The 13,527-nt window shown below is 69.5% G+C and carries 13 protein-coding genes; 9 read left to right on the top strand and 4 right to left on the bottom strand.

Features of this window, described 5'->3' with window-relative positions; genetic code table 11:
* Positions 1–116: 116 nt before the first annotated feature.
* The 4 genes from ACFU95_RS30015 to ACFU95_RS30000 form a co-directional block, all read right to left on the bottom strand.
* Positions 117–1,040: a hypothetical protein gene (locus tag ACFU95_RS30015; protein ID WP_383833508.1), complete on the bottom strand. Its 924-nt coding sequence runs from the start codon at positions 1,038–1,040 to the stop codon at positions 117–119.
* Positions 1,041–1,307: 267 nt separating this feature from the next.
* Positions 1,308–2,078, bottom strand: coding sequence for a DUF4328 domain-containing protein (locus ACFU95_RS30010; protein ID WP_383833505.1), 771 nt, complete (start codon positions 2,076–2,078; stop codon positions 1,308–1,310).
* A 305-nt stretch (positions 2,079–2,383) separates the two neighbouring features.
* A complete protein-coding gene (locus tag ACFU95_RS30005) occupies positions 2,384–2,917 on the bottom strand; it encodes an AAA family ATPase (RefSeq protein ID WP_383833503.1) in 534 nt (177 codons plus the stop codon).
* Between the two features lie 88 nt (positions 2,918–3,005).
* Complete coding sequence (locus ACFU95_RS30000; protein WP_383833500.1) at positions 3,006–3,869, bottom strand: neutral zinc metallopeptidase; 864 nt, start codon at positions 3,867–3,869, stop codon at positions 3,006–3,008.
* 586 nt (positions 3,870–4,455) lie between these two features.
* Here ACFU95_RS30000 and ACFU95_RS29995 point away from each other — a divergent pair.
* The 9 genes from ACFU95_RS29995 to ACFU95_RS29955 all read left to right on the top strand — a co-directional run bounded on the left by ACFU95_RS29995 (position 4,456) and on the right by ACFU95_RS29955 (position 13,476).
* Positions 4,456–5,496, top strand: a complete 1,041-nt coding sequence (locus ACFU95_RS29995; RefSeq protein ID WP_383833497.1) for a vWA domain-containing protein — start codon at positions 4,456–4,458, stop codon at positions 5,494–5,496.
* A 326-nt stretch (positions 5,497–5,822) separates the two neighbouring features.
* Positions 5,823–6,740, top strand: a complete 918-nt coding sequence (gene ltnD, locus ACFU95_RS29990; RefSeq protein ID WP_383833494.1) for an L-threonate dehydrogenase — start codon at positions 5,823–5,825, stop codon at positions 6,738–6,740.
* A 1-nt stretch (position 6,741) separates the two neighbouring features.
* Positions 6,742–8,022, top strand: a complete 1,281-nt coding sequence (otnK, locus tag ACFU95_RS29985; RefSeq protein ID WP_383833491.1) for a 3-oxo-tetronate kinase — start codon at positions 6,742–6,744, stop codon at positions 8,020–8,022.
* Positions 8,019–8,720 carry an aldolase gene (locus tag ACFU95_RS29980; protein ID WP_383833488.1) on the top strand — a complete coding sequence of 234 codons (702 nt, stop codon included), beginning with the start codon at positions 8,019–8,021 and terminating at the stop codon, positions 8,718–8,720. Before otnK ends, ACFU95_RS29980 begins: the two co-directional genes overlap by 4 nt.
* Before the next feature lie 50 nt (positions 8,721–8,770).
* Positions 8,771–10,096, top strand: coding sequence for an MFS transporter (locus ACFU95_RS29975; RefSeq protein WP_383833485.1), 1,326 nt, complete (start codon positions 8,771–8,773; stop codon positions 10,094–10,096).
* Positions 10,097–10,135: 39 nt separating this feature from the next.
* Positions 10,136–10,939 carry a 2-oxo-tetronate isomerase gene (otnI, locus tag ACFU95_RS29970; RefSeq protein WP_383833482.1) on the top strand — a complete coding sequence of 268 codons (804 nt, stop codon included), beginning with the start codon at positions 10,136–10,138 and terminating at the stop codon, positions 10,937–10,939.
* Entirely contained in the window at positions 10,936–11,982 is a 1,047-nt protein-coding gene (gene denD / locus ACFU95_RS29965) for a D-erythronate dehydrogenase (RefSeq protein WP_383833478.1), read from the top strand. The genes otnI and denD overlap by 4 nt, the downstream gene beginning before the upstream one ends.
* Positions 11,983–11,992: 10 nt before the next feature.
* Positions 11,993–12,745, top strand: a complete 753-nt coding sequence (locus tag ACFU95_RS29960) for a FadR/GntR family transcriptional regulator (protein ID WP_383833476.1) — start codon at positions 11,993–11,995, stop codon at positions 12,743–12,745.
* Between the two features lie 161 nt (positions 12,746–12,906).
* Complete coding sequence (locus ACFU95_RS29955; RefSeq protein ID WP_383833473.1) at positions 12,907–13,476, top strand: dihydrofolate reductase family protein; 570 nt, start codon at positions 12,907–12,909, stop codon at positions 13,474–13,476.
* The last annotated feature ends 51 nt before the right edge of the window (positions 13,477–13,527 follow it).

Below are 13,527 nucleotides of genomic sequence, written 5' to 3'. Positions count from 1 at the left end.
CCAGATGTGGGCACAGCCATCGGAAGGGCCTTGGAAGAGCAGGATCCGGCACAGGCACTGAGGTTGTCGGAAAACGCTCAGTGCCTGAACTCGACCTCTCCGTGCGAGCGGAGGTCTCAGTACCCCTGGGTGATCATCTTTTCCCGCATCAGCCTTTCCAGCTCCGAGTCGGACAGCGGGTGCAGCGTGTCCAGGAGACGGCGCAGGCCGGCTTCGTCCAGGAACTGGCTCCTGACTTCGACCTCCGCGTCGCGATGGCGGCGGATGAGGGTGATGTCGCGGGTGCCGCCGGAGAGGTCGCTGACCATACGCACATCACCGTGCCCGTCCACCGTGCAGGTCGTGCGGTCCGCCAGGAACTCGGGACATCGCAGTGTCGGCGTGAGCGGCGGACGCGCCGTCAGGCCCACATACCCGCTCACGTCCCGCCGTTCGGGAAGGTATTCGACACTGAAGTAGGCGGGTCCGACCACAACACGATTCATCATCATTCCCGGCGGGGCCGTCCCCAGATACAGCAGCTCCGCACGTTCCCGGTACCGCGCGACCTCCGCCTCGTGCCGGCGCTGCTGCGCCTGCGCAGGGCCGACGAAGCCCCCGTAGACCACACCGGCCGCCAACACGGCCACCGCCCCCAGCCGCACCCACCGGCTCGGCACGAAGAACGCCGCGGCCACTGCGTACGGCACCCCGGTCAGCGCGACCCTCGTGCCGGCGCTGCCCAGGTCGACGTCCCCGCCGTAGGCGAACAGGCCCGCCACGACGCCAAGTGTGCCGATGACGAAGACCATGACCGCCCAGCCGAGCCGCCCGGACACGGAGCCGCACAGGGGCACCAGAGACCGCGCCGGCACACCTGCCATGGACAGCAGTCCCACCGACAGCGGCACGCCCACCGCCAAGGTCGGCACAGCCGCCCCGGTCCCACCGCCCCAACTCGCCATCACCACCCCGAAGCCGAGCACCGGCACAGCGGCCGTCATCATCGCCCAGACCAGAAGGAGATGCACAGCCGCCAGGCCTCGTCTGTCACTTGTCATGCCCAGAGACTCCCAGCCCGCGCGCTGGGGTACATGAGTTCTCGTACTCAATGCGCCCTCCTTCCTCGGTGGTAAAGAAGGCACGCTCGCGCCGAGGGTGTGGTCCAGCCAACACCCGGATTCGGCCGGTCAGTTGTGGCGCCCGCTGTCACCCTCATCGAGGTCCAGCCCGTGAAGGAGCCAAGGTGCTGCGTCAAGACGCTCGCAGCCTGCCGCCCGCGTGGAACGCACATGGCTGCGTCGCGCCCCGGTAGGCGCGGACCGGAGTCAGCCGGCGACGGGATCGGGCGCCGCCGGCCCGCTGCGTGCCTTCGCGTCCTGCATCCTGGTCAGCGCCAGCACGAAGAGGACGGCGAGGACCGCGGCGACGATGTCGACCGCGTCCGCGAACAGCACCTGCCCCACGGCCCGCCGGATCTCCGGAGCCGTCTCGGCCTTGCGGTACGCGGTGGAGGAGATCCTGCCGGCGAACAGGCTGACCACCCAGGCAGTCCACCAAGCGTTGAGGAGCCCGTGGGGCCGGGCCGCGCTCCAGGGCCCGCTGGCATCCCAGATGTCCTGCGCGATGCGGCGGGGGAACCACAGGTTCACGACCGGTACGAACCAGCCCCACACAGCCCAGCCACGCTTCTTGCGGTGCCCGAACGGGTCGAAGACCTCGGCGTTGACCCGCACCCGGTGGAACCAGACGAGGAAGACCACCGCGGTGGCGAGAAGCGCGACGGTCTGCGCGACACCGGCCGCCGCGAAGAGCGAGTCCGCCCGCTCGGCCCTGTGCTGCACGGCCGCACTGAAGTCACCGTCCACGAGGGCGCCCAGCACGTCGTACGACATGACGTCCGCCCAGACGGCGAACAGGTCGGTGGCGATGACCAGTCCAAGCAGCACGGCGACGGCCCTGCCGAGGCCGACGGGCGAGCTCAGCCGGGCGTTGTGGCCGTGCGGTGGCGCCATGAGCGGTGCCCCGGCCGCGGCGCAGTGGGCGCAGACGACCCCGTCCGGTGCCGCCTCGAAACGACGGCATCGCATGCACAACATGGTGGAGTGTCCCCCCGTGTCCGAAACCAGTAGAACCGTGCGCAGTTCTCCCCAGAACCTCACGCACGGCATGCGGAACATACGGTTCACCACCCCCGTACGTCCACCGGTTTCAGCTGCGGTTTCCCACCGACCTGCCACGCCGGCCCCGCCACCATCGCCGACAGCGAGGCACGCCTGTCCGGCTGCTACGGCCCCGTCAGAGGACGGTGCGCGGCTCGGCGGTCGCCGCACCAGGCGTAACAAGGCGTAACAAGGCGAGGTCCTGCGGTGGGGGACCAGGCAGCAGGCAAGCCTGAAGAACGTCAGCGGTCCAGTGTGGGCAGGTGGGCCAGGCCGGTGTCGGCCATGATGCGGTCGACGGTCTCGTTCAGGGCGCTCTCGGCGCAGACGACCGTCTCGATCCCCCCGGGCAGCAGATCGCGCGGCCGGTACCAGTCCCGCAGTTGCGTCTCGTTCACGTCATCGGCGATCGGCTTGGTGGCGTGTCGGGCGAGGGTTTCGGAGAAGGGCACGTCCAGGTAGTAGCCGTGGGTCGGGCCACGGTGGTCGGCGCGCAGCTGGGCGAGCATGTCACCGTAGCGGTCGGCGTAGAGGATGCCTTCGACGACGACGTGGAATCCGGCATCCAGGGCGTAGCGCGCCGTCAGGTCGATCAGGCCGATGTTCGCCGCTCCCGGACGGTCCCGTTCGCGGAGCACGACGCGGCGGAGGTTGTCCTGACCCACCAGCGCCAGGCCGCGCCCGAACCTCTCACGCAGACCGGCCGCGACGGACGACTTCCCCGACGCGCTGTTGCCCCGCAGCACAACCAGTCGGGTCTCTTCAGTTCCCACCATCACAGCGATCACGCTACCGACAACTGACGGCCCGAATGCCATCAACGTCCGCCACCGCCCTCACCCTGGAGCGGAAGCATGCAAGGAGTCAGCGGGACGGCTCATACTGCCGCTGGCACTGGGCCGGATTGGCTGCGACCAAGCCCAGAATCACAGCGTCGACCCGTTCCTGCGGGGTACCGTGGTGCTGCTGAGGATCGCTGACATCGAAGTCGCCGGAAAGGCTGGCGTTCTCCACCACCTGTTGGAATTCCTGCCGCTTGATGTCAGCAGTGAGATCGAGAGAGCCCTTCATGTAGACGCCGGCGAGGCAGTCCGCTTCAAGCTCTATCTGCCTGACCGTCATGTCGGACCATACGCCCAGCTCCTCCTGGACATTGTGGGCGAACTCGTGCGCCACTGTGTAGATGGCACTCCACTCACCGGTCGCCGGACGAGGTGACTCCTCACCAGGTAGCTGCTGCCCCAGCCAGTCGGCCAGAACGGCCTGTATCGAGAGGCGAATCGTGTCGTCACTCGAACAATAGGACAACGTCGACGGGTTCGTGGTCCCACCGCCGCAGTCGGGCGCTGTCTCACCGGGCTCCATCAGCACGTAGACCGCTTTCGAAGTGGCCTCGGCACCGGCGTCGTCGTGAATTCCGGACGAGATGTAGGCCCGGCTCCAGAAATTCGCTGCGTTTTCGAGAACTGTCGTCAGGTAGCCCCGCATGGTAGCGGTGCCCGGTTGCCCGGTGAAGGTCGGTATGTTGGCCTGGGCTGCCACCGGGCCAATAGCGCCGACACCGATGCGTTCCGGTCCGCTGCAGTTCCCCTCACTCCTGTCCGAAAGAGAACACAGACGCGGTCCGTCACTGTCGGAAGACGCTGCGCTGGAGCCCCATGCTCCGAGCACGAGCAGGGTGATCGCAGGTGTCAGCAGGGTGGCCAGGCGAGGGCGCGATCTCAGCATGAGGACTCCCCTGCGAGTCGTGCGAACAGGGTGATCCGGGTGATCCGGGCTTTCAGCAGGTAGCGCTTGGGCGCCCTGGCGTCCCAGCCGCCCGGGGCCGGCGCCGCCGTAGTGCCTGTGCCGGCGCCTGCAAGAGGTACGTAACCCAGGAGACCAGAGAGCAAGCGCGTGCGCATCCGCAGCCTTCGCTCGGACGCGCCCCCTCTGAGGTCAGGTCTCCTGAGCCGTGCCCTTGCAGAGGTGGCTGGATGCGCCCCATCCCGCGCAACAGGGCTGGCACAGCCTCTCTCAACTCGCGCGCCCAGCACGGGCGTTCATCCGTCACCGGTGCGCTGTCGGCTGCGTCGACTGTCGCCGGGACATGCCTACTCGGTGGTGGGCGGGCCTGCGTGCAGGGGCCCTGGCTTCCGGGTGCTCACGGGATGGTCCAGCCGGCGGCGTGCGGCAGTCAGGGCCGCCGTGTCGCTGCCGGGCCTCGGTCGCGCCGCCGGCCTGCTGGGTCCCTTCGTCCGGTCCGCGACCAAGATCGATTGTCAGTGCTGGGTGAGACGATAGGAGCATCGATTCGGCAAGAGGGGGAGACGTCATGTCGGGAAGCCAGAACTACATCAATCACGTTGCTCTTGTGCTGGACGCCAGTTCGTCCATGTCGCACCTGAGCCGCAAGGTCGTGGAGGTCGCCGACCAGCAGATTGCCTATCTGGCCCGCCGATCGCAGGAGTTGGACCAGGAGACCCGGGTCACGGTGTACGTCTTCGCGGACAAGGTGGAGTGCGTCATCTACGACAAGGACGTGCTGCGGATGCCGTCCCTGAAGGAGATGTACCGGGTCGGCGGGATGACGGCGCTGCTGGCGGCCACGCTCACATCGCAGCGGGAGCTCGCGCAGACGGCTCAACTGTACGGAGACCACAGCTTCCTGACGTTCGTACTGACCGACGGACAGGAGAACGCGAGTCACCGCTGCCCGGGTGCCCCCGCCAGCAGTCCGCGTGAACTGGTCGCAGCCGTGGCGGAGATGATCAGGACGCAGAAGGACAACTGGACGCTGGCCGTCCTCGTGCCGGACCAGATGGGCAAGCGCGAGGCGATGCAGGGCGGGTTCCCGAAGGACAACATCGCCATCTGGGACGCCACAAGCACCCAGGGTCTGGAGGAGGCCGGGCAGGTCATCCAGCAGGCCACCGAGAAGTTCATGGTGGGCCGCGCCCAGGGCATCCGAGGATCACGGGCGGTGTTCTCCACCGGTGCCGAGGTGGTCAACAAGGACACCATCAAGGCAGCCGGTCTCACCCCGGTGGATCCGTCGGACTACCAACTGATCCCGGTGGCTCGTGACGCGGCGATCCGGGAATGGGTCGTCGAATGCGGGCACACCTACCGCACCGGTGGCGCGTTCTACCAGCTGAGCAAGTCGGAGAAGATCCAGGCGCGGAAGCAGATCGCGGTGCTGGAGAAGAAGACGGACCGGGTGTACACCGGGCCCGAGGCCCGAGCCCTGCTCGGACTGCCGGACGTGGAGATCCGCGTCAAGCCGGACCACAACGACGACTTCACGATCTTCGTGCAGAGCACCAGCGTGAACCGCAAGCTCGTTCCGAACACGCGGCTGCTGCTGATGCTCTGACCGCTGCACTGCGTCGTTGACACAGCGCCACTCCAGACACCGGCCCCGGGATGCCATGACTGATCCCCCAGGGCCCGAGTGCGGCGCCCGCTCCGGTGATGTACCGGGTGCGGGCGCCGTTCTCGTTCGCGCCCGGGCACCCGGGGCCTGCCGGGTGCTCCAGGGGAGTGGCCGAGCGCAGCAACCCAAGCCCCGCCACCACCCCCACTTCCGTATGTGACGGACATCACAGCACGCCGGACGCTGTCCTCAGGTCATCATATGACCTGATCTCCCCCGGAGAAGTTGGGCAGCCGACACCCCGGACGACACAGACGAGGATGGGCATGGACGACCAAAACAGGGCCGGACGGCCGCGCGTGGGCGTGGTGGGGCTGGGAGCCATGGGCCTGGGGATGGCCCGGAGCCTGCGGACCGCGGGCTACGACCTCGGGGTCCACGACCTGCGACCGGACATGGCCGCGACCTTCGCCCGCGACGGCGGGACGGCGTTCGCTTCCTGCGGCGAGCTGGCAGCCTCGGTGGACGTGCTGGTCAGCGTGGTGGTCAGTGCGGCGCAGGTCGAGTCCGTGCTGTTCGGTGCCGACGGGGCGGCCGACCGGCTACGCCCGGGCGCCGTCTTCGTGATGTGCTCCACGGTCGACCCCGGCTGGTCCGCCGAGCTTGAGGGACGCCTGGCCAAGCAGGGTGTGCTCTACCTGGACGCCCCCATCTCCGGTGGCGCCGTCCGTGCGGCGGCCGGCGAGCTCACCATGATGACGTCGGGCTCCCCCGCCGCGTACTCCGTCGCCGACCCGGTGCTCGATGCCATGAGCAGCACCGTCTACCGCCTGGGAGACCGCGCCGGACTCGGCTCGAAGGTCAAGATCGTGAACCAGCTGCTCGCGGGCGTGCACATCGCCGCGGCCGCGGAGGCGATGGCCCTCGGCATCAAGGCGGGTGTCCCCGCCGAAGCGCTCTACGAGGTCATCACGCACAGCGCCGGCAACTCATGGATGTTCGAGAACCGCATGGCGCATGTGCTCGCCGGTGACTACACGCCCCTGTCCGCCGTCGACATCTTCGTCAAGGACCTGGGGCTCGTGCTGGACTCCGCCAGGCCGCAGCGCTTCCCGCTCCCCCTCGCGGCCACCGCCCACCAGATGTTCCTCCATGCCTCGGCGTCCGGGCTCGGGGCCGAGGACGACAGCGCGGTCATCAAGATCTTCCCGGGGGTCGAGCTGCCCGGACCGGTGGAGGCCTGACATGGGAATCCGCCTCGGGTGCGTCGCCGACGACTTCACCGGCGCCACCGACCTGGCCAACAACCTGGTGCGCGCGGGCATGCGTGTGGTCCAGCTGATCGACGTGCCACCGCCCGGCTCCGAGCAGGCGGTGGACGCGGACGCGGTGGTCATCGCCCTCAAGTCGCGGACCGTCCCGGCCTCGGACGCCGTCGAGGCGTCCCTTCGGGCGCTGGCCTGGTTGCGCTCGGTCGGAGCCGAGCAGATCTACTTCAAGTACTGCTCCACCTTCGACTCGACTCCGGCCGGCAACATCGGGCCGGTGACCGAGGCACTGATGGACGCCCTCGGCACCGACTTCACGGTCGCGACGCCCGCGTTCCCCGACAACGGGCGCACCGTCTTCAAGGGCCATCTGTTCGTCGGTGACGTGCTGCTCAGCGACAGCGGCATGCGCCACCACCCGCTCACCCCGATGACCGACTCCAACCTGGTCTCCGTCCTCGGCGCGCAGACCACGCGAGCGGTCGGCCTCGTCGATCACACGGTCGTCGCCGACGGACCCGAGGCGATCAAGGGCCGTATCGAGGGCCTACGCGAGGACGGCCTCGGGATCGCCATCGTGGACGCCGTCTCCACCGACGACCTCGTACGCCTGGGCGCGGCGGTCAAGGGACTGCCCCTGGTGACCGCCGGCTCGGGCCTGGCGATCGGGCTGCCCGCGAACTGGGGGTTCAAGCCCTCCCCCGCCGCCGCGCAGCTGCCGCCGTCCGGCGGTCACCAGGCCATCGTCTCGGGATCGGTCTCCGTGGCCACGAACCGTCAGGTCCTTCAGTACCTGCGCGGCGGCCGTCCCGCGTTCAGCGTGGATCCGTTGCGCGTGGCGGCAGGTGAGGACGTGGTCGGGCAGGCTCTGGCCTTCGCCGAAGCACACCTGGACGACGGGCCGGTCCTCGTCTACTCCACCGAGTCGGCCGACACGGTACGCACGGTCCAGGGTCGCCTCGGCGCCGCCGAAGCCGGTGAACTCGTCGAACGGACGCTGGCCCGCGTCGCACAAGGGCTGGTGGAACGTGGCGTCCGCCGACTCGTCGTCGCGGGCGGTGAGACCTCGGGAGCGGTCGTCCAGGCGCTCGGCATCACCGGGCTCCGGATCGGTCCGCAGATCGATCCCGGTGTGCCGTGGTGCGCGGCGGTCCTTCCCGGCGGAGACACGCTCCACATCACGCTCAAGTCCGGCAACTTCGGCGGCCCCGACTTCTTCGCCTCCTCACTCGCCCTCCTGGACGAGGAGGCCGGATGACCCACCACCGGGACACCACGCAGGCAGAGGCGGCACAGGACGAGGCCGTCGCCGAGGCGCGCGACGAGATCGTCCGCGTGGGCACGAGCCTGTTCGCCCGGGGCTACGTCCATGCCAGCGCCGGCAACATCAGCGCCAAGGTCGGCGACAGCCATCTGATCACGCCCACCGACGCCGCCCTCGGATTCCTCGAACCCGGCCGCCTCGCGCTGGTCGACGCCCGCGGTGAGCAGATCGCGGGTGACCGCGCCAGCAAGACCCTGACCCTCCATCGACGTATCTACGCCGCCGACCCCGCGGCCCGGTTCGTCGTCCATACCCACTCCACGCACCTGGTCGCGCTCACCCTGGCCGGCGTGTGGAGCACCTACGACGTGCTGCCGCCCCTCACGCCGTACTACGTGATGAAGGTCGGGCACGTCCCGCTCATCCCCTACCACCGGCCCGGCGACCCGCGCGTGGCCGACCTGGTGTCCGCCGAGATCGCCGACCGCGCGGCGAGCCGTACGCCGATCAGGGCCGTGCTGCTCGACCGGCTGGGCCCCGTCGTCTGGGGCCCCGACGCGGCCACCGCCCTCGCCGTCCTCGAAGAACTCGAGGAGACGGCACGTCTCTGGCTCCTGACCGACCGTCGCCCCGAGCCGCTCCCCCGTCCCGCGCTCGATGAACTGAGGTCCGCGTTCAACGCCGCGTGGTGACCCGCTCCCCGCCTGTCAGAGAATTCCCCTGAGCCGCACAAAGGATCGCCATGTCCCTGCCCAAAACGGCGTCCGAAGTCCCCGACGTCGCCCGTGAGAACGCCGTCTTCCGCAAGGTCGTCAGACGTATCGTCCCCTTCCTCGTCCTCTGCTACGTCGTCTCCTACCTGGACCGGGTCAACGTCGGCTTCGCGAAGCTCCAGATGTCCGACGACCTCGGGTTCAGCGAGGCCGCGTACGGCCTCGGCGCCGGCCTGTTCTTCATCGGCTACTTCCTCTTCGAGGTGCCGTCGAACCTGATGCTCCAGCGCATCGGCGCCCGTACCTGGATCGCCCGGATCATGATCAGCTGGGGCCTGGTCTCGGCGTCGTTCGTGTTCGTCACCAACGAGGCGACGTTCTACGCCCTCCGGTTCCTCCTCGGTGCCGCGGAGGCGGGGTTCTACCCGGGGGTGATCCTCTACTGCACCTACTGGTTCCCGTCCCACCGCCGTGCCCGGGTGATCGCGCTCTTCATGTCGGCGATCCCGGTGGCCGGCATCTTCGGCAACCCGCTCTCCGGCTGGATCATGGACCGGTTCCAGGGTGTGAGCGGCTGGCAGGGCTGGCAGGGCTGGCAGGGCTGGCAGTGGATGTTCCTGCTGGAGGCGATACCCGCCGTCCTCATCGGTGTGGCCACGCTGTTCTACCTGGACAACAGTGTGCGCGCCGCGAAGTGGCTCACCGACGAGGAGAAGGCCGTCGTCGAACGGGCGATCGCCGAGGACGCCGCGCACCAGACCGTGCACGGCCGGGTCTGGGACGCCTTCCGTGAGCCCAGGGTGTGGCTCATGTGCCTCATCTACTTCTGCTTCGTGATGGGCCAGTACGCCCTGACCTTCTGGATGCCCACGTTCATCGAGTCCACCGGCATCGAGGGCAACCTCGCGATCGGCGCGCTCAGCGCCGTACCGTTCCTGGCCGCACTCGTCACGATGAACCTCTTCGGACGTTCGGCGGACAAACGACGCGAGCGCCGCTGGCACCTGGTCGTCCCGAGTCTCATGGGCGCCGTCGGCTTCTCGCTGGCGGCCGGCTGGTCCGGGTCCACCGCTCTGTCTCTGGCCGCGCTGTCCTTCGCCGCGGCAGGCGTGCTGACCTGCGCACCGCTGTTCTGGTCGCTGCCCACCGCGTTCCTCGGCGGCACCGCCGCCGCGGTCGGACTCGCCGCGATCAACTCGGTGGGCAACCTCGCCGGATTCGTCAGTCCCTACATGATCGGCGCCCTGAAGGACGCCACCGGCTCGACGTCGCTGCCGATGTACGTCCTGGCGTTCAGCCTCGTCGTCGGCGCCGCCGCGGTACTCACCACCGACAAGCAGGTCGTCAACCGCTGACCGGCCCCGTCCCGGTCCCAGTCGATCACAGGAGCCAGCATGCCGAGGTTCGCAGCGAACCTGTCCATGATGTACACCGAGCACGATTTCCTGGACCGCTTCGCCGCGGCCTCGGCGGACGGCTTCACTGCCGTCGAGTACCTCTTCCCCTACGCCTACGACGCCGCGGAGCTGCGCCACCGACTCGACGCCCACGGCCTGAGGCAGGTCCTCTTCAACGCTCCTCCCGGGGCGTGGGAGTCCGGCGAACGCGGGATGGCGGCGCTGCCCGGCCGTGAGGCGGAGGTTCGCTCCGGGATCACCCGGGCTCTGGAGTACGCCGCTGCGCTGGACTGCCCGCGGTTGCACGTGATGGCCGGGCTCGTGCCGCCGGACGCGACGCCGAAGGAACTGGCCGGGCACCGCGGCACCTACCTCGCCAACCTGGCCTGGGCAGCTGAGCGAGCGGCCGCGGTGGGCGTCGACATCCTCATCGAGCCGATCAACGGCCGAGACATGCCGGGCTACTTCCTGTCCGGGCAGGCGGCGGCCCACGCGGTCGTGCGGGAGGTGGGAGCCCCGAATCTCAAGGTGCAGCTGGACCTCTACCACTGCCAGATCGTCGAGGGCGACCTCACCACGACCCTGCGCCGCGACCTGCCGACCGGCCGGGTCGGTCATCTGCAGATCGCGGGTGTACCCGACCGCCACGAGCCCGACCGCGGCGAGCTCGACGTGAGCCATCTGTTCGGCGTCGTCGACGACCTGGGCTTCGACGGGTGGATCGGCTGCGAGTACATCCCCCGCGCCGGCACGAGCGAGGGTCTCGGCTGGCTGAACGACTACCGAGGAGACAACGCATGAGGATCGTCATCACGGGTGGCTTCGGCTTCCTGGGACGACAGCTCACCGGCACACTGCTCGCGACGCGGACGTTCCGTGGTGCGCCGATCGACCGTCTGGTGCTCGCCGACCGGTTCGTCCCGGCCGACTCGCAGACGGCGTCCGACCCGCTCGTGGAGATCGTGCGGGGCGACCTGACCGACCGCCTCGACGAGGTGTTCGCAGAGCCGGTGGACGTGCTGATCCACCTCGCCGCCGCCGTCTCGGCCGAGTGCGAGGCCGACTTCGACCTCGGCATGAGCGCCAACCTCGACACCACCCGCGCCCTCCTCGAAGCCGCCCGGGCGCAGTCGACCTCCGGGGGCCCGACGCCGCGCGTGGTGTTCTCCAGCAGCGTGGCGGTCTACGGTTCCGACCCGGCGCTGCCCCTCCCGCCCGTGGTCAGCGAGGCGACCCTGCCCACGCCACGATCGAGCTACGGGATCCAGAAACTCGTCTGCGAGCAGCTGGTCGCGGACTACACCCGCCGGGGTTTCGTCGACGGACGCGTCGCCCGTCTGATGACCGTGTCGGTGCGACCGGGCAAGCCGAACGCGGCCGCCTCCGGCTTCCTGTCCGGCATCATCCGCGAGCCGCTCGCGGGCCTCCCGGCGATCTGCCCCGTGCGTCCCGACCTGAGGGTGGCCCTCGCCTCGCCGCGGCGCACGGCCGAGGCGATCCTGCGCATCGCGGAAGCAGAGCGCGGCACCGGGCAGGGCCGGCTCGACGGCGGACTTCCGGTCAACCTTCCCGCACTCACGGTCTCGGTCGCCGAGATGCTCGCCACGCTGCGGCGGGTGGCCGGTGACGCCGTGGCCGAACTGGTGACGATCGCCCCCGATCGCGACGTCGAGGCCATCGTGGGCTCGTGGCCCTCCGCCTTCGACAACACGCGCGCCGCCGCGCTCGGGCTGGAGCCCGACCCGAGCTTCGAATCGGTGGTGCGGGACTACCTCGCCGACCACCCCGACGCGGTCCTGACCTGGCCGGCGCTCACGGCGGGAAAGCCGGATCCGGGTCTATAGACTGAAAACCATGTTTTCCAAGGTGCCCGGCCCCGTCCGGCTCGCGGACCAGGTCGCCGCGACACTCTCCGCGGAGATCGAGTCGGGGCGGCTGGCCGAGGGCGACCGGCTGCCGACCGAGGTGGAGCTGGTCAAGCAGCTGGGCGTCAGTCGCACGGTGGTGCGCGAGGCCCTGTCCAGGCTGCGCAGCGCGGGCCTGGTCGAACCACGCCAAGGCATCGGCGTGTTCGTCCTGCCCCGGCGCACCCGCCCGCTCGACCTCGAAGCGGAGGCCGCCGACACCGAGGCGAAGGTGCTTCAGATCGTGGAGGTACGCCGCGCCATGGAGGGCGAGGCGGCCCATCTCGCCGCCACCCGGGCCACGCCCCGCGACCTCGCTCGGATGCGTCAGGCCCTGGACACGATCGACTCGGCGGTAGCGGCGGGCGGTGACGGCGTGGACGAGGACCTCGCCTTCCACCGGTCCATCGCCGAGTCGACCGGAAACACCGTGATGGTCTCGACGGTCCGGTACCTGGGCGAGGTGCTGCGCGGCGGTATCCGCGTCACGCGCGCCAACGAGGCACGCAGGGACGACTTCATCCAGGCGGTCCGGGAGGAGCACCACGCCATCCTCGCCGCCATCGAAGCAGGCGACGCCAAGGCGGCACGCACCGCCGCGCGCCGCCACATGAAGCACGCCGCCGCCCGGCTCCGGGACGCGGACGACCGGTTCTGGACCGAGGCCGAAGACCTCGAGGTGGACCTCGACGCCGCTCCCTGACACGCGGGGCCCCCGCGCCCAGGTGGGCGGCAGCCCAGAACCCGGCGCCCAGCCGTGCGGGGCGTGACAGGCACCGAGGACCCGGCACCAGGCCGTGTTCCGCCCGGCAGCCGGCGTCCGGTGGTCGTACTGTCGAACCCCGCTACCGAGGAGGGCATCCGATGCGCAGCGTGACGTATTCGATGAGCGTCTCACTCGACGGCTACATCGTCGGGCCGGAGGGCGACTTCAGCTGGACCGTGCCCGACGAAGAGGTCTTTCGCTTCTGGATCGACGAGATTCGAGGGGTCGGCGTCCATCTGCTGGGACGACGGCTGTACGAGACGATGCTGTACTGGGAGACCGCCGACCAGGATCCGTCCCTCGACGACGCAGGGCTCGAGTGGGCCGCGCTCTGGAATCCGCTCCCGAAGGTGGTGTTCTCGACCACGCTGTCGGCGGTGCAGGGCAACGCCCGCCTGGCCTCCGGAGGCGTGGCGGAGGAGATCGAGCGGTTGCGGGCCGAGCCGGGTGAGGGCGAGATCGCGATCGGCGGCGCGACCCTCGCCGCCGAGGCGGCCGCGTCGGACCTGATCGACGAGTACCGGACCATGGTCTACCCGGTACTCGTCGGAGGTGGCACTCCCTTCTTCCCCCGGCACGGGCGCCGGGTGGATCTCGAACTGGTCGAGACCCGCGCCTTCGCCTCGAAGGTCGTGTACCTCCGTCATCGCGTGGCCCGTCAGGGGTAGACCGCGACGAGGTGCGAGGCGTGACGGTGGACGTCGGTGCGGCCGGCCCTG

Origin of the sequence: Streptomyces sp. NPDC057623 (genome assembly GCF_042800355.1) — a bacterium.
In the GTDB taxonomy this organism is placed as follows: Bacteria; Actinomycetota; Actinomycetes; order Streptomycetales; family Streptomycetaceae; genus Streptomyces.
Note: the sequence above shows the minus strand (reverse complement) of the source record. Positions and strands in the feature narration are given on the sequence as shown.

Coding starts and splice junctions, on each gene's coding strand:
- denD (WP_383833478.1), top strand. CDS start 10,936: ATGAGGATCGTCATCACGGGTGGCTTCGGCTTCCTGGGACGACAGCTC.
- ACFU95_RS30015 (WP_383833508.1), bottom strand. CDS start 1,040: ATGACAAGTGACAGACGAGGCCTGGCGGCTGTGCATCTCCTTCTGGTC.
- ACFU95_RS30005 (WP_383833503.1), bottom strand. CDS start 2,917: ATGGTGGGAACTGAAGAGACCCGACTGGTTGTGCTGCGGGGCAACAGC.
- ACFU95_RS29995 (WP_383833497.1), top strand. CDS start 4,456: ATGTCGGGAAGCCAGAACTACATCAATCACGTTGCTCTTGTGCTGGAC.
- ACFU95_RS29975 (WP_383833485.1), top strand. CDS start 8,771: ATGTCCCTGCCCAAAACGGCGTCCGAAGTCCCCGACGTCGCCCGTGAG.
- otnK (WP_383833491.1), top strand. CDS start 6,742: ATGGGAATCCGCCTCGGGTGCGTCGCCGACGACTTCACCGGCGCCACC.
- ACFU95_RS29960 (WP_383833476.1), top strand. CDS start 11,993: ATGTTTTCCAAGGTGCCCGGCCCCGTCCGGCTCGCGGACCAGGTCGCC.
- ACFU95_RS29955 (WP_383833473.1), top strand. CDS start 12,907: ATGCGCAGCGTGACGTATTCGATGAGCGTCTCACTCGACGGCTACATC.
- otnI (WP_383833482.1), top strand. CDS start 10,136: ATGCCGAGGTTCGCAGCGAACCTGTCCATGATGTACACCGAGCACGAT.
- ACFU95_RS29980 (WP_383833488.1), top strand. CDS start 8,019: ATGACCCACCACCGGGACACCACGCAGGCAGAGGCGGCACAGGACGAG.
- ACFU95_RS30010 (WP_383833505.1), bottom strand. CDS start 2,078: ATGTTGTGCATGCGATGCCGTCGTTTCGAGGCGGCACCGGACGGGGTC.
- ACFU95_RS30000 (WP_383833500.1), bottom strand. CDS start 3,869: ATGCTGAGATCGCGCCCTCGCCTGGCCACCCTGCTGACACCTGCGATC.
- ltnD (WP_383833494.1), top strand. CDS start 5,823: ATGGACGACCAAAACAGGGCCGGACGGCCGCGCGTGGGCGTGGTGGGG.